Below are 21237 nucleotides of genomic sequence, written 5' to 3'. Positions count from 1 at the left end.
GATTGCCATGTCGCGTAACGCTGACGGTGCTGATCCTCAAGCGACGTGAGGACTTGTCCAAAGTGTGGCGAGATGGGCTCGCAAAATCATCCCGAGTTCGGACATCCGGTACACGCTCCCAGCTGACCTGCGGTGTCGCCGCCCAGAACCACATTTTCGTCCTCTCCGGTCGGGCCGCAATCGTCACCCGGAAATCCCCCGAGCCTCGACCGACGATCGTATGAACACCGGTCGGATTCGGAATCGTGGCGGACGGCGGCCCTGGATCTGGGAGCCGACGAACTGCAACTTTCCGTAGGCATCCTGCAACTCCGAAGCTCCGCGGCAGTGGATCGTGCCCGAGGTCCGGGCAATTCGGTTGCGCCCCTGGTTGCCCTCGCCGAACTCGCGGATGAACTGTCGACCCGGCGTTACCGCGGTCCACGCCCACCACCAATCAGCGCCGCTCGTACGAACCGGCCGGGTCGGGCAGCGCAATTCCCGTCCCGGACCAACCGCCGACGAACGGAAACGGCGCGCCGTGAGCGCGCTCCGGCCGGTCGTACCCAGGAGATAGGCTCGCCGCCGTGACCGAATCCGCGCAGCTCACTCACGTCGACGCCGCTGGCGCGGCGCACATGGTCGACGTCTCCGCCAAGGCGGTGACCGGACGTTCGGCGGTCGCCGCCGGCCGGTTGCGGACGACGCCCGAGGTGGTCGACCTGCTACGGCGCGACGGCCTGCCGAAGGGCGACGCGCTGGCCGTGGGACGCCTCGCCGGCATCATGGGCGCCAAGCGCACCCCCGACCTGATCCCGCTCTGCCACCCGATCGCGCTGCACGCGGTGACCGTCGAACTCGAGCCCACCACCGACACCGTCGAGATCACCGCCCTGGTGCGCACCGCCGACCGGACGGGCGTCGAGATGGAGGCGTTGACCGCGGTGGCCGTCGCCGGTCTCGCCCTCATCGACATGGTCAAGGCGGTCGACCCGGCGGCGTCCATCGAGGGGGTACGCGTCCTGCGCAAGGAGGGCGGCAAGACCGGCGAGTGGGTCCGTCCGGAGGACCGGCCGTGATCCGGGCCCGGGTGGTGGTGGCCTCGAACCGGGCCGCGGCCGGCGTCTACGCCGACACCAGCGGTCCCCTGCTCGTCGCCGGCCTGCGCGAGCTGGGTTGTGAGGTCGACGATCCGGTGGTGGTGCCCGACGGCGAGCCGGTGGGCGAGGCGCTGCGCCGCGCGCTCGCCGACGGCGTCGACGTGGTCCTGACCAGTGGCGGCACCGGCATCACGCCGTCCGACCGGACGCCCGACATCACCCGAGCGCTGCTCGACTACGAGATTCCCGGCATCGCCGAGGCGATCCGCGCCCACAGCCGGGATCGCGTGCCCACGTCGGCGCTCTCCCGGGGACTGGCCGGGGTGGCCGGCCGGATGCTGGTGGTCAACCTGCCCGGCTCGACCGGTGGCGCCCGGGACGGCCTGGCCGTGCTCGGCCCGATCCTCGCCCACGCCGTCGACCAGCTCCGCGGTGGTGACCATTGAGCCCGCGCGCCCGCATCTGGGTCCGGTTGCCGGCTCGACCGGGGCGGCGACTGACCCGGCACAGCGGCCACCACCCGGATAGGCTCTGCCGGTGAGCACGGAAACCGCAGCGGCGGCGGGCCACGCCGTCGCATCGCCCCCCGCCGACTGGGCACAGGCGCGTTCCCGGGTGCACGCCGTCGGTCTCGCCGCGGCGCTCCCCGTCACCGCCCGCCCGCTCGCCGAGACCGACGGTCTGACTCTCGCCGAGCCGCTGACCACGCGTACCGACCTGCCGGCCTTCCCGACCTCCAGCGTGGACGGCTGGGCGGTACGGGGGGCCGGACCGTGGCAGGTCGTCGGCCGGGTGCTGGCCGGCAGTACGCCACCGGCGCTGACCGAGGACGGCACCACCGTCGAGATCGCAACCGGAGCGATGGTGCCCGAGGGCACCACTGCCGTGTTGCGGATCGAGGAGTCCGACCGGACGCCGGACGACCGCGTCGTCGGCACGCCCCGTAGCACCCCGGAGTTGCGGCAGCCGGGCGAGGAGGCGTACGCCGGGGAGCAGCTCCTGCCGGCCGGGACGGCGGTGGATCCGGCGGTGATCGGCCTGGCCGCCTCCTGCGGCTACGACACCCTGCCGGTCCGACCCGCGCCGCGCGCCGCGCTGCTGGTCTTCGGCGACGAGCTGCTGACCTCCGGGCCGCCTGGGGCCGGGCGGGTCCGGGACGCGCTGGGGCCGTCGCTGCCGGCCTGGCTGCGCCGGTACGGCTGCGAGATCCGGTCCTCGGACGTGATCGGCCCGGTCGAGGACACTCTCCCCGCGCACGTGGCGGCGCTGCGCAAGGCGCTCGCCGACGCCGATCTGGTCTGCACGACCGGCGGCACCATGCACGGCCCGGTCGACCACCTGCACCCCGCGCTCGAGGAACTCGGCGCCGAGTACGTCGTCAACACGGTGGCCGTCCGGCCCGGGTTCCCGATGCTGCTGGCGCGGCTGACCGGGGCGGACGGGCGGGTCCGCTTCGTGGCCGGCCTGCCGGGCAACCCGCAGTCGGCGATCGTCGCCCTGGTCTCCCTGGTCGCCCCGCTGCTCGCCGGTCTCCAGGGCCGGCAGCTGCCTGAGCTGCCGCACGCCACCCTGGCCGAGCCGGTTTCCGGGCGCGGCGACTACACCCACCTCGCCCTGGTCCGCCTGGACCGGGTCGCCGGGACCGCCCATCCGGTGCGGCACGTCGGCTCGGCGATGCTGCGGGGGCTCGCCGGGGCGGACGGCTTTGCGGTGATCAGCCCAGGCGGCACCGGCGAACCGGGGAGCCCGGTTCCCGTGGTGCCGCTGCCCCTACGTAATGGAGAACGTGCCTCATGACAGCACCGACACTCGCCCTCGGTGAGGTCACCGACCGACCGCTTGACCTGGCCGCGCACGAGGCGGCGGTCGCCGATCCGCGGGCCGGCGCGGTCGTGTCCTTTCAGGGCGTGGTACGCGACCACGACCACGGCCGCTCGGTCACAAGCCTGGAGTACGAGGGGCACCCGAGCGCGGAACGGATCCTGCGCGAGGTCGCCGCCGAGGTCGCCACCGACCCGGAGGTCTACTCGGTCGCTGTGTCACACCGGGTCGGCCCGCTCGCCATCGGCGACGTGGCCCTGGTCGCCGCGGTCAGCACCGCGCACCGGGCCGCCGCGTTCGCCGCGTGCGCCCGGCTGGTCGACGAGGTGAAGGCCCGCCTGCCCATCTGGAAGCGTCAGGTCTTCGCCGACGGCACCGAGGAGTGGGTGAACTGCCCCTGACGCCTACCGGCCGGTCCGGCAGCCGGTGACGGCCGGCCGCCGGCTCGACTGGCTCCGGGTGGCCCGGCCGGCGGACCGTTCAGCGCTGTGTGGTCCGGCCGGCGGGTGGTTGTGTGGTCCGGCCGGCGGGCGGTTCAGCGGCGGGCGCCGGCGGGAATCCGGCCCATCCGGTCGGCGTAGAAGGCCGGTTCGGCGCCGGGCCGCCACGGCAGCGCGGCGACCAGCACGATGAGAGCCACTGCCAGTGAGTTCTCCATGAAGGCGCCGAAGAGACCGTCCTGGTAGTGGGAGACCTCCGGCAGCTGGTGCTCGTACGGCCAGATGGGAGAGACCAGGAACAGCAGGTAGAGCACGACCGCGGCGATGCCGTGACGTAGCCCGGTCAACGTGGGATACCAGATCGGCGGGCGGAGACCGTTGACATGGGGCAGCCCGGAGTTCGCGCCGCCCGACCCGGCGCGGTACGTGGGCCCTCGGCTCGCGTCGCGACGGCGTACGGCGGCGTCGGCCAGCACGATGATCGCCGGGATGACCCAGACCAGGTGGTGCGTCCAGGAGATCGGGCTGATCACGTTGGCGGTGAGCCCGACCAGGGTGAACGCGGTCAACTCGTCACCGTCGGCGTGCGAGTGCGCCGCCCGGGACAGACCCAGCGCCAGGATCAGCACGGAGAACGAGAACCAGAGCAGGCCCGGGGTTTCGATCGAGTCGTAGAGGCGGGCCAGCAGACCGGCCAACGACTGGTTCGGGGTCATGTCGGCGGCGCCCACCCGCTCGGTCTGCCAGAGGACGCTGCCGAAGTAACTGCGGGACTCGTCGCCGACGATCGCGAAGGTACCGACCGTGACCCCGATCGTGGTGGCGATCGCGGTCGTCGCCACCCGCCACTGCCGAGTGATCATCAGGTAGACGATGAAGAGCGCCGGGGTGAGCTTCACCGCGGTGGCCAGCCCGATGCCGACCCCGGCCCACGCGCCGCTGTAGACGAAGCGCAGCAGCAGGCCGTCGTCCGGGGCGACGTGGGTGCCCCGGCGGGAGCGCCAACGCAGGCCGATCAGGTCGGCCATGATGAGCGCGAAGAGCAGCAGGTTGACCTGGCCGTAGCCGAGGGTTTCCCGGGTCGGCTCGATGGCGGCGGCGAGCGGCACGGCCAGGGCTACCGTGTACCACAGTGACCAGCCCAGCCGGTCGACGATCGGGCGCAGCAGACCGGCGAGCACTACCGCCAGGGCGGCGAGGCTGGCCAGCGCGTTCACCGTCCCGGCGGCCTCGATGGGTAGGTGCGCCATGGGCAGCATGACCAGGCCGGCGAACGGCGGGTACGTGAAACCGAGAGTGGTCTCGGGCGCGACGAACTCGTAGAGCTCGTGTCCGGTCGCCCACCACACCACCGCACCGTGGTAGATCTTCATGTCGAAGAAGTTGTACGGCCGACCGAAGGCGCCGATCGCCAGCCAGGCGGCGTAGGCGACGGCGGCCACGATGCTGACCCGTACGACGATCCTGCGATCGACGCGGCTCGTCACGCGTCGGACTGTGGCGAGGCGGTCCGCCCGTCTCCCGACGGTCGCCGGCATGGCGTGGCCACCCCCGTACCAAGCTCGTCCTACCCGTCCAGGTCCCGCACGGAGCCTAGAACGGCGACTCACGTCAGTGCCTCCCGCGTTATGCGACCGTGTCCGATCCCACACATGTTTTTGACATTTCCACCGCGTTAACGCCTAGCGGGCGGTTCAGGTGATTCGCGGTGTTGGGTGGGGTGCGGCGTGTCGAGGGGGAGGTATCGACGCAGGTCAGCCCGGAAGTCGTCGAGCCGTACTCGCGGCCCGGGCAGCCGCCACCCGCGCCTCACGGCGGGCGCTGCGCACTGCCCGCCCCACCGAGCGTCGGGAATGGCCGATGCGGTGCCCGGTACGCCAACGGAGCCCCGGCTTGCCCTGGGTGTCTGCGGCGGCGAGGAGAAGCCCGCCGAAGAGTCCGACGTTCTTCAGGAAATGCAGCCGGTTGTTGGCCCGCGCCACCGGGTCGTCGTGGTCCCAGAAGCGATGTCCGGCGAGCGTCGACGGCACCAGCGTCCCGGCCAGCACCAGCGCCATCGGCCGGGTGAGCTTCCCGGTGGCGAACAGCAGCCCGGCGCCGACCTGTACCGCCCCGGTGGCGCGGATCAGCGTCACTGGGTCGGTCGGGATGCGGGGGTTCATCTGATCGAGCAGCGGTTCCATACGGTCGACGACCGGCTTGGCGGTCGTCGCCAGCCGCTCCGGATTCGTGATGTTGCGATACCCGCCGACCACGAAGATGCCGCTCAACATGGCGCGGGCGAGGGAACGTACGGGTTTCATGGCTCAGTCATACCCCGTCGCGGCCGCGGCCACCCCGGCAACGGCCGATCCGGATCGGCGTACGTCGCGCCACGCCGATTCGAGCGACCGTCGCGGATGGACGCGCTTTGGCGGGTAACGTCGCGCGGGTGACGACGCTGCGGCTTCGGCCCGAGGGTCCGGCCGACACCGGCCCGGTCCGTCGGGTGCTCGCCGCCGCGTTCGCGCGCCCGGACGTGGCCGCTCCGCCCGAAGTCGGGCTGGTCGAGGAGTTGCGCGCCGGCGACGCCTGGATTCCTGAGCTCGCCATGGTCGCCGAGTACGGCGGCGAGGTGGTCGGCTACGCGTTGCTCAGCCGCGTACGGGTGAAATCCGAACGGGGCTCCGCGTCGGCGTTGACCCTCGGTCCCGTGGCGGTCGCGCCGCATCGGCAGAAGCTCGGCCACGGCACGGCCGTGGTGCAGGCGTCCCTCGACGCCGCGACCGAGCTGGGTGAGCGGCTCGTGGTGGTGCTCGGCAGCCCGGCCTACTACCGCCGCTTCGGCTTTGGCCGCGCCGACCGGATGGGTCTCACCAGTCCCTGGTCCGGTCTGGGAGAGCCCTGGCAGGCGTTGGTGCTGCCCCCGTCGACCAGCGACGCCCCGCCACCTCCGCGGGGCGAGGTGGTCTTCCCGCCACCCTGGGCGAAGGTCTGACCGGGACGGGACTCCTCGGGTGGCTGTGATCAGGCCGGCTGGGTGCGCAGGTAGCGACCGAAGTGCGGCACGGTGAACGCGACGGTGCCCCGCTCCCCGGAGTAGATGAGCCCCTTCTTGATCAGCGCGTCCCGGGCCGGGGAGAGGCTGGCCGGCTTGCGACCGAGCGCGCGGGCGATCTCCGCGGTCGGTACGGCGGCGTCCATGTCGTCCCGGACCGTGCCACCGGCCTCGGCCTCCACCAGCGAAAGCGTGGCCATGGCGCGCATGTACTCACGCTCGGCGGGAGTGGCCCGCTCGAAGCGGGAGCCGAAGAAACCCACCGCCAACTCGGCCTCGGCCTCGGGGGCGGCGACCCGGACGTCCGCAGCGCTGATGGGGGAACGCGGCGCGTGATCCCAGGTGGCCTTCCCGTACGCCTGCACGAAGTACGGGTAGCCGCCGGACTTCTCGTAGAGCAGGTCGAGCGCCTTCGGCTCGTACTCCACCTCCTCGCGCTCGGCGGGAGCGCAGAGCGCCTGGTCGGCGGCGATCCGGTCGAGCCGGTCGATCCGCTGGTAGCGGAAGAGACGCTCGGAGTACGACTTCGCGGCGCTGAGCACGGCCGGCAGGTGCGGCAGGCCGGCACCGACCACGATCAGCGGCGCGCCGATCTGGGAGAGCTCGTGACAGGCGGCGCAGAGCGCGGACACGTCCTCGGGGCCGAGGTCCTGCATCTCGTCGATGAAAATGGCCACGCCGGTGCCCACGTCGCTGGCCACCGCGGCGGCGTCGGTCAGCAACTCGACCAGGTCGATCTCGATGTCGCCGGAGTCGGCCCGACCGGTGCTGGCCGGCACGTCGATGCCGGGCTGCCAACGGTCGCGCAGTTTCGGCGCGGCACCACCCCGCCCGGTGGGCGCGGCACGCATCGCGAACGCCTTGAGCACGCCGAGGAAAGCGTCGATCCGGTCGGGAGCGCGGTGCCGGGGCGCGAGTTCCCGTACCGCCATGTGCAGTGCGGCGGCGACGGGGCGACGCAGGGACTGATCCGGTCTGGCTTCGATCTTTCCGCTGCCCCAGAGTCGATTGATCGCCTGCGAACGCAGGGTGTTGAGCAGCACCGTCTTGCCGACGCCCCGGAGGCCGGTCAGCATCAGGCTTCGCTCCGGCCGCCCTCGGGCGATGCGCTCCAGCACGATGTCGAAGACGTCCAGCTCCCGCCCCCGCCCGGCGAGTTCGGGCGGGCGCTGACCGGCGCCCGGGGCGTACGGGTTGCGGACCGGATCCACGCATCGCACAGTATCGGGCCATCTAGCTGTGGGGCTAGACATGGATAGATGAAGCTACCGGCGTGTCGAGGATCCTCGACCAAAAACTAGGGCTGTCTAGCCGACACGCTAGACAGCCCTAGTTTTGGCTACGGGTGCCGCTCTACCGCTGCTTGAGGCAGAGGACGAAGTCGAGGGTGTTCAGCTCGCTGTCGTAGAAGAACCAGTTGGTGTAGCCCTGGACCCGGCCGCACTTCGCCTCGGCGTCCTTCTCACCGCTGGTGGTGCCGTCGAAACGGCGCAGTACCTCGTACGTGTTCGAGGTGCAGGAAGTGATCAGCAGCTTCGGCTTGCCATCCGTGTTGCCCGCGTCGCGGACGCACTGGCCGACCTTCACGAAGCGAGGATCGGCCGACGACTCCGGCGCCGCCGCAGTCGCCGGTCCCGTCGGGGCGGGCACGTCGGGATCCGCCGACGCGGTCGGAGCGGCGCTGGTCGGCGCGGCCACCGACGGAGACTCGTTCCCGTCGGCCAAGAGGTAGAGCGCGGAACCACCGGCCAGCACGAGCAGTACGGCGACGGCCAGCACCACGACCAGCGGCCGACGTCGGCGCCGTAGCGGGGTCGGTGCCCCGGCGTACGGCACCGGACCGCCGACCGGGTCCCAGCCGGAGTCGTACGCCGGCTGCGGGACCGCCTCGCGCCGGCCGTCGGTGGCACTGGACCGCTCGTCGTAGCGGTAGCCGTCGTGGCGCGGCTCCTCGTAACGAGGCTCGGCGTACTGCGGCTCGTCGGGGCGCGACCCCGGTTCGGCCGAGCGGTGCGCCCCGTGATCGTGGTACCCCGGATAAGGTCGCTGCTCGCGCCACGGCTCCGCGGGTCCGCCACCCGATGATCCGTAGTTCGCCATGAACGCCCTCCTGGACGATGGTGAGAGGCCGGCCACCAAGGCGGGACGCCGACACCGACGTCACCGTAGCGTGGACCGACGATGACCTCGACTCCGTCTCGTCCGTCCCGCGCCGGCAACCGGTCCGGTCGGCCCGCGACCGCCGCGCCCGCCCTGGTCTGGACCGCGCTCCTACTGGTCTACCTGCTCTGGGGCTCCACGTACCTGGGTATCCGGATCGCGGTGGAGACCATGCCGGCGCTCGCCTCGGCGGCAGCCCGGTTCGCCGTCGCCGCCCTGGTGCTGGCGGTCGTCCTGCGGATACGACGCGGGCCGGGAGCCCTTCGGGTCGACCGGCGGCAGCTCGGCTCGGCGGCACTCGTGGGGCTCCTGCTGCTCGCCGGCGGCAACGGGCTCGTGGTGCTCGCCGAGTCCGGGCCGCCCGGGGTCGCGTTGCCCTCGGGCATCGCCGCGCTGCTGGTCGCCACGGTGCCGCTGCTGGTGGTGGTGCTCCGTGCGGTGACCGGGGACCGGCCCCGGTTCTGGACGGTCGCCGGAGTCAGCGTCGGGTTCGTCGGGCTGGTCCTGCTCGTCCTGCCGAGCGGAGGTGCGGACGCCGTGCCGCTGGCCGGGGCGCTCACCGTGGTCGCGGGCGCCGCCAGCTGGTCGATCGGGTCGTTCCTCTCCGGTCGCCTCCCGATGCCCGCCGACCCGTTCGTCGCCACCGTCTACGAGATGGCGGCCGGCGCGGTGGCGCTCGTCCTCCTCTCGCTGAGCCGGGGCGAACTGCGCGGCTTCCACCTCGCCGAGGTGAGTGGACGTTCCTGGTTCGCGCTCGGCTACCTGATGGTCGCCGGCTCACTGGTCGCCTTCACCGCGTACGTCTGGCTGCTGCAGAGCGCTCCGCTGTCGCTCGTGTCGACGTACGCCTACGTCAACCCGGCGGTGGCGGTGGCGCTCGGCGCGGTGCTGGCCGCCGAGCCGATCACCACGCAGGTGCTGCTCGGCGGCGCGGTGATCGTGGTCGGGGTCGCCCTGGTGGTGACCACCGAGCGTCCGGGACGCCGCGCGATCACCGAGCCGCAGCCCGCACCTTCCGATACCGGGGCCTCACTCGGGGGAACTCGCCGGTAACGTCCGGCCGGTGTCCGCCGGCCCGCTGACCGTCGTGGTCCTCCTCGGCGTGCTCGCCGGGTCGGCCACCCCGGCGCTCGCCGGTCGCTTCCTCGCGCCGGGCTCCCGTGATGTGCGGCCCGGCCTCCTCGTGCCGGGATCGCGCCGGGCCCGGCCCGGCCTCGCGGTCGCCGGTGGCGTGGTCTTCGGCGGGCTCGCCGCCGCCCACGGCGACGATCCGGCGCTGCCCGTGTTCCTGCTGATCGCGACGGTCGGCCTCGCGCTGTCCGTGGTGGACCTGGCCTGCCTGCGGCTTCCCGATCCGCTGGTGGGCACGACGGCGGCCGCGGGCACGCTCGGACTGGTCGCGGTGGCAGCCACCGGCGGCGAGCTGCTCCGGCTGCCGACGGCCGCCGCCGGCGCCGCCGTCTCGCTCATCGTGGGTCTGCTCCTGGCGCTGCTGCCGGGCTCCCAGCTCGGCTTCGGCGACGTCAAGCTCGCCACCGCACTGGGCCTGCCGCTCGGCTGGCTGGGCTGGCCGGCCCTTGCCTGGGGGCTCGCCCTGCCGCACGTGCTGGGCGGAGTCTGGGCCCTCGCGCTGCTGGCCGCCGGCCGGGTACGCCGGGACACCGCACTGCCGTTCGGCCCGGCCATCCTGGCCGGCGCCTGGCTTGCTGCGCTGATCGCCTGACCGGCAGCTCCCGGGCGCGTTGCTCGCGCCCGCCGACCGGCTCACAGCAGACGGAGCTGGCGGTCCTTGGGACGTCGGGGCTCGGCGTCACCGAAGCGTTCGAACAGTCCGGGATCGATCGACTCCAGGAAGGGCGACGGCTTGCACTCGCGTTCCGTGCCCTGCCGGGTACGGCGCGCCGCGTGGCTCAGGTAGAGCCGGTCCTGTGCCCGGGTCAGGCCGACGAAGAAGAGCCGCCGTTCCTCGGCGATGGCGTCCTCGTCCGGCGTCGAGCCCGGCCAGCGCAGCGGCAGCATTCCGTCCTCGGAACCGACCAGGAAGACCACCGGGAACTCCAGCCCCTTGGCGGCGTGCAGGGTGAGCAGCGTGACCGCCTCGGCCCGCGGGTCGAGCGCGTCGACCTCGGCGCCGGTCGCCAACTGGGACAGGAAGAGTTCCAGGTCGTCTCCGCAGCGGCGGGCGAGTGGGGTGAGCAGGTCGACGGCCGTCCGGACGTCCTCGGGGCGTACCGATCCGGCGCCGTCCAGCGTGGGGGTCGCGAAGCGCTCCGCCACCACCTCGCCGGCCAGCCGTACCCGGGCGGCCAGGCCACCGCCGAGCCCGGACGCGTGCCGCAGCTCCCGGGCGATCGCCGCCACGCCCGGACGGTCCCGGAGCCGGTCGTGTGAACGCTTCTGGACCGGGATGTTCGCCCGGGCGAGCGCGTCCACGATCGGTGCGGCCTGGGAATCGGTGCGGTACAGCACCGCGATGTCGCCGAACGAGAGTGCGGTGGACCGACCGTCGATCCGGCCGGAGTCCAGCGACCGGTGGGACAGCCCGCCGACCAGTTCATCGATCGTGCGTACGACGAAGTCCGCCTCGTCGGCGACGGAGGCTGCCGCGTACCGCCCGACCAGCGGGGCCTCCGGGTCGAGGCGGGCCGGGTCCAGCCGTCGGCCGCGTACCAGCGACGTCGGCGCGATCGCCTGTACCGCGGCGGCGAGGATCGGCGCCGACGAGCGGTAGTTGCGGTTCAGGCGGACCAGCCGGGCGTCGGTGAAGTCCTGCGAGAAGCGCAGGAAGTAGCCGACGTCGGCGCCCCGGAACGAGTAGATGGCCTGGTCCGGATCGCCGATCGCGCAGAGGTTGCCGTCCGGCGGGCTGAGCAGACGCAGCAGCTCGTACTGCACCGCGTCGACGTCCTGGTACTCGTCGACGAAGATCCACCGCCAGCGGTCCCGGTAACGCTCGACCAGCGTCCGGTCCGCCCGCAGCAGCGCCACCGGCAGGGTCAGCAGCTCATCCAGGTCGACCAACCCCTGCTTGCGCAGCAGCGCGGTGTACGCGGCCAGGTCGTCACCCGCCTCGACGCGGGCTGCCGCGCGGTCGGCGTCGTCGGCGATCCGGAAGTCCGCCGGGAGCTCGGCCGCGGCGGTGTTCTCCCGCAGGATGGTGAGCCCGAGCGAGTGGAACGTGCCGACCGTGATGTCCTCGGTCACCGGCCCGAGCAGGCCGTCGAGGCGGTGCCGCAGCTCCTCCGCCGCGCGGCGGGTGAACGTGATCGCCAGGCAGTGCTCCGGGAAGACGTTCAGCTCGGCGCAGAGGTACGCGATCCGGTGGGTCAGCGTGCGCGTCTTGCCGGTGCCCGGCCCCGCCACGATGAGCAGCGGACCGCCCGGTGCCGAGGCGGCCACCCGCTGCATCGCGTCGAGCCGGTCCAGCAGCCCGGTGCCGACCTCCTCCATCCCGGCGAGCATCGGCTCGAACGGCTCGTGCGGTGACGGCGGTGGCGCGATCGGCGGTGGGGGTGGCGGCGCGGCCTTCCGCTTCGGCTCGGCCTTGGCCGCCGCCGGGCGCTTGGCGCGTGGTTTCGCCGCCGCCTCCGCGGGCCGGCGCTGCTCCGGCACCGGTACGTCGAAGAGGGCCTCCGCCTGGGTTCCGCCGACTCGTCCGCGCAGCTCCGCCGGATCGAAGAGCGTGATGACGCCGTACTCGCCGTCGTAGCCGGGCGCCCGGCGGACCTCGCCCCGGCGCAGCCGGCCGATGCCCTCGGCGAGCAACTCGCCGCCGATCCGTCCGATCTCGTCGAGTGGCGTGCCGGTCAGGATCTCCAGTTCCGGTCCGTGCGCGGCGAGCAGCTCGTTGAGCTTCCCGTCGACCTTCTTCGAGCGCGCGCCCACGCCGTTGATCTCGCCGAGGATCTCGGCCAGCGGCACCAGGTGGGTCACCTCGCGCGCGTGCTCCGGCCGGTGCCCCTCCGGCCGGTCCGCCAGCTCCTCGACCCGGCTGAGTACGCCGACGGTCAGCGGTTTGCCGCACTCGGGGCAGCGTCCGTCTGCCGCGCGGGTCTGCTCCGGAGCCCAGTTGACCCCGCAGAGCCGGTGGCCGTCGGCGTGGTACTTCCCCTCCTCGGGGAAGAACTCGACGGTCCCGGCGAGGCCGTCTCCGCTGCGCAGCGCGTCGCGTACGGCGAAGTAGTCGCGGTCGGTGGCGAAGACGGTCGCCTCCCGGGCGAGCGCCGGGGGCGAGTGCGCGTCCGAGTTGGACACCAGCCGGTACGCGTCCAGGCTGCCGACCCGCCAGTTCATCTCCGGATCGGAGGAGAGGCCGGTCTCCACGGCGAAGATGTGCTCGGCCAGGTCCGCGTAGCAGTCCGCGATGGCGTCGAAGCCGGACTTCGAGCCGAGGGCGGAGAACCACGGTGTCCAGATGTGTGCGGGCACCAGGTAGCCGTCGGCGCTGGCCTCCAGGGTGATCTCCAGCAGATCGCGGGAGTCGAGGCCGAGGATCGGCCGGCCGTCGGAACCGAGGTTGCCGATCCGGCCGAGCGCGGTGTTGAACCGGGCCACCGCGTCCAGGTCCGGCAGGTAGATCAGGTGGTGCACTTTGCGGGTGCGATCGTCCCGCTTGTAGATCGTGGAGATCTCCACGCTGAGCATGAAGCGGACCGGGTCGCTCTCGGCCGTGCTGGCCAGCCGGGGCGGCAGCCGCCGGGCGATGTCCCGTTCCGCCTCCGGACTGAGCCGGTAGAGGCCGGGCTCGGCCGGGTGCAGGGTCTCGCGCAGGTGGTCGTACCAGGCGGGGTGGGTGAAGTCGCCGGTGCCGAGCAGTCCGATGCCCTTGCGTCGGGCCCACCAGCCGAGGTTCGGCAGGGTGAGGTCACGGCTGCAGGCGCGGGAGTACTTGGAGTGGATGTGCAGGTCCGCGACGAACGGCGGGCGGCCACCGGGGGGTACGGCGCTGAACGGAGGCACGCCGCATCCTGTCACGCCCGGACGGGACCGCGCCCGCCGCCACGCACACACGTGACAAGCGCAATCCATGCCCGCCCCCATACCCTCCCGCCCCCAGCCCCCACCCCGCGGGTTGATCATGAATTTATCGCCTGCTCAATCGGCGTGTCGTCGCAATAATTTCATGATCAACCGGCGGTTGGCCGGGGACGGGGAGAGGGGGTGGGGTCAGAGGGCGCGGAGTTCCACCAGGGTGATCTGGGGTGGGGCGCCGACCCGGACCGGTGGGCCCCAGAAGCCGGCGCCGTTGGTGACGTACACCTTCGTGCCGTCGACCTCACCCAGCCCGGAGACGATCGGCTGTTCCAACTCGACCGCCAGATTGAACGGCACCAGCTGCCCGCCGTGGGTGTGCCCGGACAGTTGCAGATCCACGCCGTACTTCGCCGCCTCCAGCGCCGCGACCGGCTGGTGTGCGAGCAGCACCACCGGGCGGGACGGATCACGATCGGCGAGCGCCACCCCGTAGTCCGGTCCGGCGGCGAGCCCGGTACCGCGTCCGGAGACGTCGTTCACGCCGGCCAGATCGAGTACGCCGCCCCGCACGGAAATCTCCACCCGGCGGTTCTGGAGCACCCGCAGCCCGAGCCGGTCCAGCTCCTGCACCCATTCCTCGACCCCGGAGTAGTACTCGTGGTTGCCGGTGACGAAGTAGCTGCCGTGGCGGGAACGCAGGCCCCGCAGAGGTGCGGCCGCCTCGCCGAGCGAGGTGACCGTGCCGTCGACCAGGTCGCCGACCACCGCCACGAGGTCCGCGTCGAGCCGGTTGATCATGGACACGATGCGTTCGGTGTGTGCCCGGCCGAGCAACGGACCCAGGTGGATGTCGGAGACGGTGGCGATGCGCAGGCCGTCCATGCCCCGGGGGAGCCTGGCGAGCGGGACGCGTACCCGGTCCAGCTCCGGCGGCCCGAAGGCGGTGCGTACGCCGTACCCCGTGATGCCGACGGCCGTGAGTCCGGCGAAGACGGCGGCCCCACGGGCCAGCAGCAACCGGCGCGACGGGTCGTGATCGGGCTGGTCGACCGCCCCGGCGGCCGGCGGTTCGGCGGGTCCGGCACCACCCACCAGCACCGGCTCGGGGGCGGCCGTGGTGGGCTCGGCGGCGACCGCCCGGCGGCGCAGCGCCAGCCGGGCCACCAGCATCGGCACCTCGAGCGCCAGCAGCAGCACCAGCAGGTAGAACATCAGCGCGAGCCAGAGGTAGCCGGGCCAGGCCAGCCAGTACAGCTCGGCCCGGGTGCCCGCCATCGTGGCCGGCACGAGCACCGCGAGCACCACGGCGACGATGCCGCCGATCCGCCGCCAACGGCCCGGCCGGGTGGTGTCCCGAACCAGGCGTTTCCACAGGTAAAGATGGAGCAGGCCGGTGATCAGGGCGAGGGTGCCCACGAACCCCAGAGCCGACAGCACACGTCCTCCCTCAGCCGCCCGCGAAGGGGGGCAGGACGTCGATCGTCGCCCCGGCCGGCAGCGGTGTGTGTCGATCATGGCAGACCACGCCGTCGACGAGGAAACTCGCCACCCGTAGTACGGCCTCGAGTCGGGCGCCGTGACGTTTGGCCAGCTCAGCGGTGATGTCGTCGAGCGAGCGCCCGGCCGGAGTCGTCTCCTCGCTCCGGCCGGCGGCGGCCCGCGCCCCGGCGAAGTAGCGGACGGTCAGCGTCGCAGTCGTGACCAGGGGCGTCCGGTCGATCATTGTCACCCTCCGATGGCGGACATGGGCCGGGCTGGCTGCAGGAAGGTCGGGTCGTCGATGCCGTGACCGGCCCGTTTGCCCCACATCGCACGGCGCCAGCGGTCCGCCAGGCCCTCGTCGTCCACCCCGGCACGCAGCGCGCCTCGCAGGTCGGATTCCTCGGTGGCGAAGAGGCAGGCACGGACCTGACCGTCGGCGGTCAGCCGGGTGCGGTCGCAGTCGCCGCAGAACGGGCGGGTGACGCTGGCGATCACCCCGACCCGGGCCGGACCGCCGTCGACCAGCCAGGTCTCGGCGGGTGCCGATCCCCGCTCGGCGGGATCGGCACGCAGGTCGAACTCGCGCCGCAGCGACGCGAGGATCTCGTCGGCGGTGACCATGGCGGCCCGGTCCCAGCCGTGCTGCGCGTCCAGCGGCATCTGCTCGATGAACCGCAGCTCGTAGCCGTGGGTGAGCGCGAAGCGGAGCAGGGCCGGTGCCTCGTCGTCGTTCACCCCGCGCATCAGCACGCTGTTGATCTTCACCGGGGTGAGACCGGCGGCCGCGGCTCCGGCCAGACCGGCCAGTACGGCGTCGAGTCGCGGGCGGCGGGTCAGCGCGGTGAACCGCTCCGCGTCCAGGGTGTCCAGCGATACGTTCACCCGGTCGAGCCCGGCGGTGTGCAGGGCCGGGGCGAGCCGGTCCAGGCCGATGCCGTTGGTGGTCAGCGAGATTCTCGGGCGTGGTTCGAGCGCGGCCACCGCGGCCACGATGTCCAGCAGGCCGGCGCGGATCAGCGGTTCGCCGCCGGTGAACCGCACCTCGGTCACGCCGAGCCGTTGCACGGCGACGCCGACCAGCCGGACGATCTCCTCGTCGGTGAGCAACTGCGGCCCGGCCAGCCAGGGCAGTCCCTCCGCCGGCATGCAGTATGTGCACCGAAGGTTGCACTTGTCGGTCAATGAGACGCGCAGGTCCCGGGCGATGCGGCCGTACCGATCGGCGAGGACGCCGTCGGACGGATGGGTGGCCTTCACCTGTCGACCGTAGCGTGGTTGAGCCCGGTGAGGGCTAATCGGGCGGTGCGGTTGACCGCATCGCGGTAAGTGACGCCGAACACCGCGGTGTGCACGAGCAGGAGATGCAGCTGGTGCAGCGGCACGCGTTCGCGCCACCCGTCGGCCAGCGGCCAGACCTGCTCGTACCCGGCGAGAATGCGGTCCAGGTGGGGCGTCCCGCCGAAGAGCGCCAACTGGGCCAGGTCGGTTTCCCGATGTCCGCCGTGCGCGGCCGGGTCCACCAGCCAGACCCGCTCGTCGGCGCCCCAGAGCACATTGCCCGGCCACAGGTCGCCATGGATCCGGGCCGGGGGCTCGTCCCCGCCGAACTCACCGATCCGCTCGACGACCTTCTCCACCAGGGCGGCCTCGGCGGCGCTCAGCGCGCCGTTCTCCACCGAGCGGCGCAGGTACGGGGTGAGCCTCCGGTGGGCGAACCACTGTGACCACGGTCCGTCGTCGGGCGTGTTGTCCTGCGGTAACGCCCCGATGAAGCCGTTCCAGGGCGCCCCGAAGTCCTGCGCGCCGGCCCGGTGCAGGGCGGCCAGCTCGCGGCCGAAGCGCTCTGCCGCCTCCGGGGTCGGCTCGCCGGGCTGTACCCAGTCGAGGGCGAGCAGCTCCGGCAGCACCGCGAGCACCTCGGGCACCGGCACCGCGTCCGCGTCCCGCAGCCAGCGCAGCCCGGCGGCCTCGGCCGCGAAGAATCCGTCCGGGGTCGGGCGGTCGGTGCGCTCCGGCCAGGACTTGGCGAAGATCGAGTGACCGTCGTCGAGTGTCAGCCGGGACGCGACGCAGATGTCCCCGCCGGGAACCGGTGTCTCCCGGATCCGCTGATGGGTGAGGAAGGCCGGCAGCTGTGCCGGATGTGCCCGCAGGTACGCGAGGTCCATTACTGCACCGTAACCCGTCCGGCCGGATTTCCGCCCGCCACCGATCAGGTGCACGGGCCGTCGTGAACGCGGCTGAGCTGGATAAACACGCTGCGTGATTGTGGACGACGGGCGTGTCGTCCACAGGGGGCTGCGGAGCGTACCCGTCCGGTTGCAGGCTGCCGACATGGCATCGACCGAACCGCCCCGCCTCGCCGTACGCTCCCCCGCCGACCTGCTCGCCGCTGTGCCGTACCTGCTCGGCTTCCATCCCGCCGACAGTGTGGTCGTGGTGGCGATGCGCGGTCGACGGGTCGTCTTCGCCGCCCGCGCGGACCTGCCCGCCCCGGCCGAGGATCCGGTCGGCCCGGCCCGGCACCTCGCGAACGTCGTCCAGCGGCAGCGCGCCGACGCCGCCACCGTGGTCGGCTACGGCCCGGTGGACCGGGCCACGCCGGCCGTGGACGCGGTCCGCGGCGCACTCGGCGAGGCCGGGCTGGTGCTGCTCGACGCGCTGCGCGTCACCGACGGTCGCTGGTGGTCGTACCTCTGCGCCGAGGCGGGATGCTGCCCGCCCGAGGGTCGGCCGTACAACCCCGGCACCAGCGAGATCAGCGCGTCGGCGGTCTACGCCGGCCAGGTGGCGCTCCCCGACAGAGGTGCGCTGGTGGCACAGGTGGCGCCGGTGGACGGGCCTGCGCGGGTGGCGATGCGACGGGCCACCGAGGTCGCCGAGCAGCGGCTGGCGCGCCTGCTCGCACCCACCGGCGGGCTGCTGGACGAAGGCCGGGCGGGTACGGCCGGGGTGGCCGCCGTACGGGAGGCGATGCGTCGGCAGCGCCGGGGTGAGCGGCTCAGCGACGACGAGGTGGCCTGGCTCAGCCTGCTCCTCACCCGGATCCAGGTACGCGACCATGCCTGGGAACGCACCGACGGGCGGGATCGGGACATCGCGCTCTGGACCGACGTGCTGCGCCGCGCCGAGCCGGATCTGATCGCCGCTCCGGCGAGCCTGCTGGCCTTCGCCGCCTGGCGGGCGGGCCAGGGAGCCCTGGCGGCGGTTGCCCTGGAACGGGCGCTCGCCGAGCACCCCGACTACTCGCTGGCGCTGCTCCTCGACGATCTGCTCCGCCGGGGCGTACCACCCTCGGAGTTGGACGGCTGGCCGCTGGTCGGGCCACCGGGTGTGGTCCGCAGCCGGAAGCGGCGGCGTCGCCCGGCCCGTTGAGACGCTGTCACCCGCCCGGCCCGTTGAGACGCTGTCACCCGCCCGGAAGAGACACTGTCACCGGCCGGTGGCGACTTCACGGGACGCACCGGCAACGGCAGGAGTTCCCGCGAGCGGGCACGCCGTCCGTCGAACGATGTACCCGACGGTCGTTCCCCGGGCCGACTCGAACGACGCGGGCACGCCCGAGAATCGACGCATGGCCAACTTCCCCTCGGTGCGACCATGAGCGTCGGCCTGCTGTCGGCGCTCGCCGGATTGGCGCTCATCGACAGCACCAGCATCGGCACGCTCTTCATCCCGGTCTGGCTGCTGCTCACCCCGGGTCGGGTCAACGTCCGGCGCATCCTGACGTACCTCGCGACGATCGCCGGTTTCTACCTGTTGGTCGGGCTGCTGCTGGTCTGGGGCGGCACCCGGCTGGCCGAGACGCTGAGCGGTGCGCTGGACCAGCGGCCGGTGCTCTGGGCGCAGCTCGCACTCGGGGTCGGGCTGTTCGCGATCAGCTTCCGCTACGACGGCAAGCGCCGCCGCCGGTCCGGCGGGGTGCTGCGCTGGCGGGACCGGGCCACCTCCAGCGACTCGTCCGCCCGGTGGCTGGTCGGGCTGGCGCTGCTCGCCGCGCTGGCCGAGGTGGCGACCATGCTGCCGTACCTCGGCGCGGTGAGCCTGCTGGCCACGGCTGACGTGAGCGGTCCCGCCCTGGTGGCCGTGCTGGCCGGCTACTGCCTGGTCATGGTGTTGCCCGCGGTGTTGCTGCTCGGCACCCGGATGGCGTTCCCGGCGCGGGTCGAGCCGCTGCTCGCCAAGCTCAACACGTGGATCACCGAGAAGTCGGGCAGCATGTTGGGCTGGGTCCTCGGCATCGCCGGCTTCCTGCTCGCGCGCGACGCCGCCGCCCGGCTCGACCTGATCGGCTGACCACGGTCCCCGAGCGTCAACCCACGGTGACCCGTTGTGGGCCGGCGTAGACGTTCATGGTCCGGCCGCGGAGGAAGCCGACCAGGGTCAGCCCGGCCTCCTCCGCGAGGTCGACCGCGAGGGTGCTGGGCGCGGACACCGCGGCCAGCAGCGGCACGCCCGCCATCCACGCCTTCTGGGTCAGCTCGAAGCTGGCCCGGCCGGAGACGAGCAGCAGGTGGTTGGCGAGCGGCAGCCTTCGTTCGCGTACCGCCCAACCGATCACCTTGTCCACGGCGTTGTGCCGGCCCACGTCCTCGCGGAGGACGACCAGCTTTCCGTCCGGCGTGAACAGGCCCGCGGCGTGCAGCCCGCCGGTCCGCTCGAAGCCACGCTGCGACGCGCGCAGCACGTCCGGCAGGTCGGCCAGCACCGCGGCCGGCACCGTCAGCGGATCGTCGCGGACGGGAAAGAGCGACCTGGTCCGGACCGCCTCGATGCTGGCCTTGCCGCACACGCCGCACGAACTGGTGGTGTAGAAGTTCCGGGCCGGATCCGTCGCCGGTTCCGGCACGCCGGGCGCGAGCACCACATCCACCACGTTGTACGTGTTGGGCGTCTCCGCCCCGGCGCAGAGCTGGGCGGTCTGCACGTCGTCGGTCGACCTGATCAAGCCCTCGGTCAGCAGAAAGCCGATCGCCAGGTCGAGGTCGTCCCCGGGCGTACGCATGGTCACCGCGAGTGGTCGGCGTCGACCCGGCCCGGCCGCGCCCACCCGGATCTCGAGCGGTTCCTCGGCCGCGATGGTGTCCGGTCGCCGGACCGAGGTACGCCCCTCCACCGCGTCGAGGTCGATCCGGATTACGCCACGTCGGTCAGCTGCCCGTCCCACCCCGACATCCTGCACCCAGTGCCGAGGCGTCCGCACGGCTACCGTGGCCGAATGAGTTCTTTCCGACCTACCCCCGCCGCCCATCGGGCCGCGAGCCCGAACGCGGTGGGCGCGCACCGCGCGGTGCAGGTCGAAGAGAGATCCTCGGGACGGTACGCGGCGGTGGTGCTCGCCGGCGGGGAGGCGCGGCGGATGGGCGGCGTCGACAAACCGGCGCTGCCGGTCGCCGGCCGGTCGATGCGGGAGCGCGTGCTGGCCGCGGTCGCCGACGCCGCTCCGCGGATCCTGGTCGGGCCGGCCGACCCGGCGCCGCCGGACGTACGGGTAACCCGCGAACAACCACCCGGTGGTGGTCCGGTCGCGGCCGCGGCGGCCGGTCTCGCCCTGCTCGACGCCGACGCCACCACTGTCGCCCTGCTCGCGGCGGACCTGCCTCTGCTCACCCGGGAGGCGGTCGCCGTCCTGCTGGGCGCGCTCGCCCCTGCGGGCGCCGACGGTGCCTGCTACGTGGACGCCGAGGGGCGGCGGCAGACGCTCTGCGGGGTGTGGCGGGTTTCCGCGCTTCGGGGCGCGCTGGCCCGACTCGCGAGTGGTCGGGGCGGCGGACTCGTCGGCACCCCGGTACGCGCCCTGCTGGACGGACTGACCGTGCGGGAGGTGGGCTGGGCCGGTGCCGGCCCGCCACCGTGGTTCGACTGCGACACTGACCAGGACGTACGCCGGGCGGAGGAGTGGGCTCGATGACGGTGATGGACGACTGGGTCACGGCTGCCTGTGCCGAGTTGGGTCTCGATCCGGCTCAGGTGCCGGTGCCGGCCGTGCTCGGCCTCGCGAAGGACGTGGCCCACCAGGTGCTCCGGCCGGGCGCGCCGGTCTCCGCGTACCTTCTCGGGCTGGCCGTGGGGCGCGGCGCCGACCCGGCCGACGCGGCTGTACGGCTCAGCGCTCTCGCCGCGTCCTGGCCGGTCGAGCTCGGCGCGGACCCCACCTCCTGAGGCTGGACCCCACCCCCTGAGCCGTCTCGCACGGGTTTGTCCGATCACGGTCGGGGCTGACTCGTCCGCGCGTCCCCGTGAG

The 21237-nt window shown here is 72.9% G+C and carries 21 protein-coding genes; 11 read left to right on the top strand and 10 right to left on the bottom strand.

Annotated features, from left to right (window positions below; translation table 11 throughout):
• Positions 1–566: 566 nt before the first annotated feature.
• From moaC to ABZS42_RS05850, 4 genes are all read left to right on the top strand, one after another.
• Positions 567–1058 (top strand): cyclic pyranopterin monophosphate synthase MoaC, encoded by a 492-nt coding sequence (moaC, locus tag ABZS42_RS05865; protein ID WP_355142805.1) that lies wholly within the window; start codon positions 567–569, stop codon positions 1056–1058.
• Positions 1055–1525 (top strand): MogA/MoaB family molybdenum cofactor biosynthesis protein, encoded by a 471-nt coding sequence (locus tag ABZS42_RS05860; protein WP_355142804.1) that lies wholly within the window; start codon positions 1055–1057, stop codon positions 1523–1525. The genes moaC and ABZS42_RS05860 overlap by 4 nt, the downstream gene beginning before the upstream one ends.
• 91 nt (positions 1526–1616) lie before the next feature.
• Entirely contained in the window at positions 1617–2876 is a 1260-nt protein-coding gene (locus tag ABZS42_RS05855) for a molybdopterin molybdotransferase MoeA (protein WP_355142803.1), read from the top strand.
• Positions 2873–3301, top strand: a complete 429-nt coding sequence (locus ABZS42_RS05850; protein WP_355142802.1) for a molybdenum cofactor biosynthesis protein MoaE — start codon at positions 2873–2875, stop codon at positions 3299–3301. The genes ABZS42_RS05855 and ABZS42_RS05850 overlap by 4 nt, the downstream gene beginning before the upstream one ends.
• 134 nt (positions 3302–3435) lie before the next feature.
• On the opposite strand, the gene ABZS42_RS05845 is transcribed toward ABZS42_RS05850, so the two are convergent.
• A complete protein-coding gene (locus tag ABZS42_RS05845; RefSeq protein WP_355142801.1) occupies positions 3436–4878 on the bottom strand; it encodes a glycosyltransferase 87 family protein in 1443 nt (480 codons plus the stop codon).
• Positions 4879–5094: 216 nt separating this feature from the next.
• Entirely contained in the window at positions 5095–5643 is a 549-nt protein-coding gene (locus ABZS42_RS05840) for a DoxX family protein (RefSeq protein ID WP_355142800.1), read from the bottom strand.
• A 128-nt stretch (positions 5644–5771) separates the two neighbouring features.
• On the opposite strand from ABZS42_RS05840, the gene ABZS42_RS05835 reads away from it, so the two are divergent.
• Positions 5772–6317, top strand: a complete 546-nt coding sequence (locus tag ABZS42_RS05835; protein WP_355142799.1) for an N-acetyltransferase — start codon at positions 5772–5774, stop codon at positions 6315–6317.
• A gap of 29 nt (positions 6318–6346) precedes the next feature.
• On the opposite strand, the gene ABZS42_RS05830 is transcribed toward ABZS42_RS05835, so the two are convergent.
• Together ABZS42_RS05830 and ABZS42_RS05825 are read right to left on the bottom strand one after the other, a co-directional pair.
• Positions 6347–7588, bottom strand: coding sequence for an ATP-binding protein (locus ABZS42_RS05830; RefSeq protein WP_355142798.1), 1242 nt, complete (start codon positions 7586–7588; stop codon positions 6347–6349).
• Between the two features lie 142 nt (positions 7589–7730).
• The gene (locus ABZS42_RS05825; RefSeq protein ID WP_355142888.1) at positions 7731–8213 is read right to left on the bottom strand and encodes a hypothetical protein; all 483 of its coding nucleotides are present in this window, start codon (positions 8211–8213) and stop codon (positions 7731–7733) included.
• 345 nt (positions 8214–8558) lie between these two features.
• Here ABZS42_RS05825 and ABZS42_RS05820 point away from each other — a divergent pair, with 345 nt between their 5' ends.
• Positions 8559–9590, top strand: a complete 1032-nt coding sequence (locus ABZS42_RS05820; RefSeq protein ID WP_355142797.1) for an EamA family transporter — start codon at positions 8559–8561, stop codon at positions 9588–9590.
• Between the two features lie 10 nt (positions 9591–9600).
• Entirely contained in the window at positions 9601–10260 is a 660-nt protein-coding gene (locus ABZS42_RS05815; protein ID WP_355142796.1) for an A24 family peptidase, read from the top strand.
• 41 nt (positions 10261–10301) lie between these two features.
• Here ABZS42_RS05815 and ABZS42_RS05810 read toward each other — a convergent pair whose 3' ends face one another.
• From ABZS42_RS05810 to ABZS42_RS05790, 5 genes are all read right to left on the bottom strand, one after another.
• Positions 10302–13496 (bottom strand): UvrD-helicase domain-containing protein, encoded by a 3195-nt coding sequence (locus ABZS42_RS05810; protein WP_355142795.1) that lies wholly within the window; start codon positions 13494–13496, stop codon positions 10302–10304.
• A 207-nt stretch (positions 13497–13703) separates the two neighbouring features.
• Positions 13704–14948 carry a metallophosphoesterase gene (locus ABZS42_RS05805; RefSeq protein ID WP_355142794.1) on the bottom strand — a complete coding sequence of 415 codons (1245 nt, stop codon included), beginning with the start codon at positions 14946–14948 and terminating at the stop codon, positions 13704–13706.
• A gap of 10 nt (positions 14949–14958) precedes the next feature.
• On the bottom strand, positions 14959–15234 hold the full coding sequence (locus tag ABZS42_RS05800; RefSeq protein WP_355142793.1) for a MoaD/ThiS family protein: 276 nt from the start codon (positions 15232–15234) through the stop codon (positions 14959–14961).
• A 2-nt stretch (positions 15235–15236) separates the two neighbouring features.
• A complete protein-coding gene (moaA, locus tag ABZS42_RS05795; RefSeq protein WP_355142792.1) occupies positions 15237–16250 on the bottom strand; it encodes a GTP 3',8-cyclase MoaA in 1014 nt (337 codons plus the stop codon).
• On the bottom strand, positions 16247–17161 hold the full coding sequence (locus ABZS42_RS05790) for a fructosamine kinase family protein (protein ID WP_355142791.1): 915 nt from the start codon (positions 17159–17161) through the stop codon (positions 16247–16249). Before ABZS42_RS05790 ends, moaA begins: the two co-directional genes overlap by 4 nt.
• A gap of 166 nt (positions 17162–17327) precedes the next feature.
• On the opposite strand from ABZS42_RS05790, the gene ABZS42_RS05785 reads away from it, so the two are divergent.
• Together ABZS42_RS05785 and ABZS42_RS05780 are read left to right on the top strand one after the other, a co-directional pair.
• Positions 17328–18368, top strand: a complete 1041-nt coding sequence (locus ABZS42_RS05785) for a DUF4192 domain-containing protein (RefSeq protein ID WP_355142790.1) — start codon at positions 17328–17330, stop codon at positions 18366–18368.
• Between the two features lie 225 nt (positions 18369–18593).
• Positions 18594–19289, top strand: a complete 696-nt coding sequence (locus tag ABZS42_RS05780) for a GAP family protein (protein ID WP_355142789.1) — start codon at positions 18594–18596, stop codon at positions 19287–19289.
• Positions 19290–19305: 16 nt separating this feature from the next.
• On the opposite strand, the gene fdhD is transcribed toward ABZS42_RS05780, so the two are convergent.
• Positions 19306–20160: a formate dehydrogenase accessory sulfurtransferase FdhD gene (fdhD, locus tag ABZS42_RS05775; protein WP_355142788.1), complete on the bottom strand. Its 855-nt coding sequence runs from the start codon at positions 20158–20160 to the stop codon at positions 19306–19308.
• Positions 20161–20211: 51 nt separating this feature from the next.
• Here fdhD and ABZS42_RS05770 point away from each other — a divergent pair, with 51 nt between their 5' ends.
• On the top strand, positions 20212–20904 hold the full coding sequence (locus tag ABZS42_RS05770) for an NTP transferase domain-containing protein (protein WP_355142787.1): 693 nt from the start codon (positions 20212–20214) through the stop codon (positions 20902–20904).
• Complete coding sequence (locus ABZS42_RS05765) at positions 20901–21155, top strand: DUF6457 domain-containing protein (protein WP_355142786.1); 255 nt, start codon at positions 20901–20903, stop codon at positions 21153–21155. Before ABZS42_RS05770 ends, ABZS42_RS05765 begins: the two co-directional genes overlap by 4 nt.
• The last annotated feature ends 82 nt before the right edge of the window (positions 21156–21237 follow it).

This window comes from Micromonospora sp. NPDC005367 (assembly GCF_040606825.1).
Classification (GTDB): Bacteria; Actinomycetota; Actinomycetes; order Mycobacteriales; family Micromonosporaceae; genus Micromonospora.
The sequence above is the reverse complement of the archived record's forward strand: the minus strand, read 5'-3'. Positions and strand labels throughout refer to the sequence as shown.

What these genes read in the sequence shown, in the direction of transcription:
- ABZS42_RS05850 (WP_355142802.1), top strand. Translation starts at nt 2,873, where the DNA reads ATGACAGCACCGACACTCGCCCTCGGTGAGGTCACCGACCGACCGCTT.
- ABZS42_RS05770 (WP_355142787.1), top strand. Translation starts at nt 20,212, where the DNA reads ATGAGTTCTTTCCGACCTACCCCCGCCGCCCATCGGGCCGCGAGCCCG.
- ABZS42_RS05765 (WP_355142786.1), top strand. Translation starts at nt 20,901, where the DNA reads ATGACGGTGATGGACGACTGGGTCACGGCTGCCTGTGCCGAGTTGGGT.
- ABZS42_RS05840 (WP_355142800.1), bottom strand. Translation starts at nt 5,643, where the DNA reads ATGAAACCCGTACGTTCCCTCGCCCGCGCCATGTTGAGCGGCATCTTC.
- ABZS42_RS05800 (WP_355142793.1), bottom strand. Translation starts at nt 15,234, where the DNA reads ATGATCGACCGGACGCCCCTGGTCACGACTGCGACGCTGACCGTCCGC.
- ABZS42_RS05780 (WP_355142789.1), top strand. Translation starts at nt 18,594, where the DNA reads ATGAGCGTCGGCCTGCTGTCGGCGCTCGCCGGATTGGCGCTCATCGAC.
- ABZS42_RS05820 (WP_355142797.1), top strand. Translation starts at nt 8,559, where the DNA reads ATGACCTCGACTCCGTCTCGTCCGTCCCGCGCCGGCAACCGGTCCGGT.
- ABZS42_RS05790 (WP_355142791.1), bottom strand. Translation starts at nt 17,161, where the DNA reads ATGGACCTCGCGTACCTGCGGGCACATCCGGCACAGCTGCCGGCCTTC.
- ABZS42_RS05845 (WP_355142801.1), bottom strand. Translation starts at nt 4,878, where the DNA reads ATGCCGGCGACCGTCGGGAGACGGGCGGACCGCCTCGCCACAGTCCGA.
- ABZS42_RS05785 (WP_355142790.1), top strand. Translation starts at nt 17,328, where the DNA reads ATGGCATCGACCGAACCGCCCCGCCTCGCCGTACGCTCCCCCGCCGAC.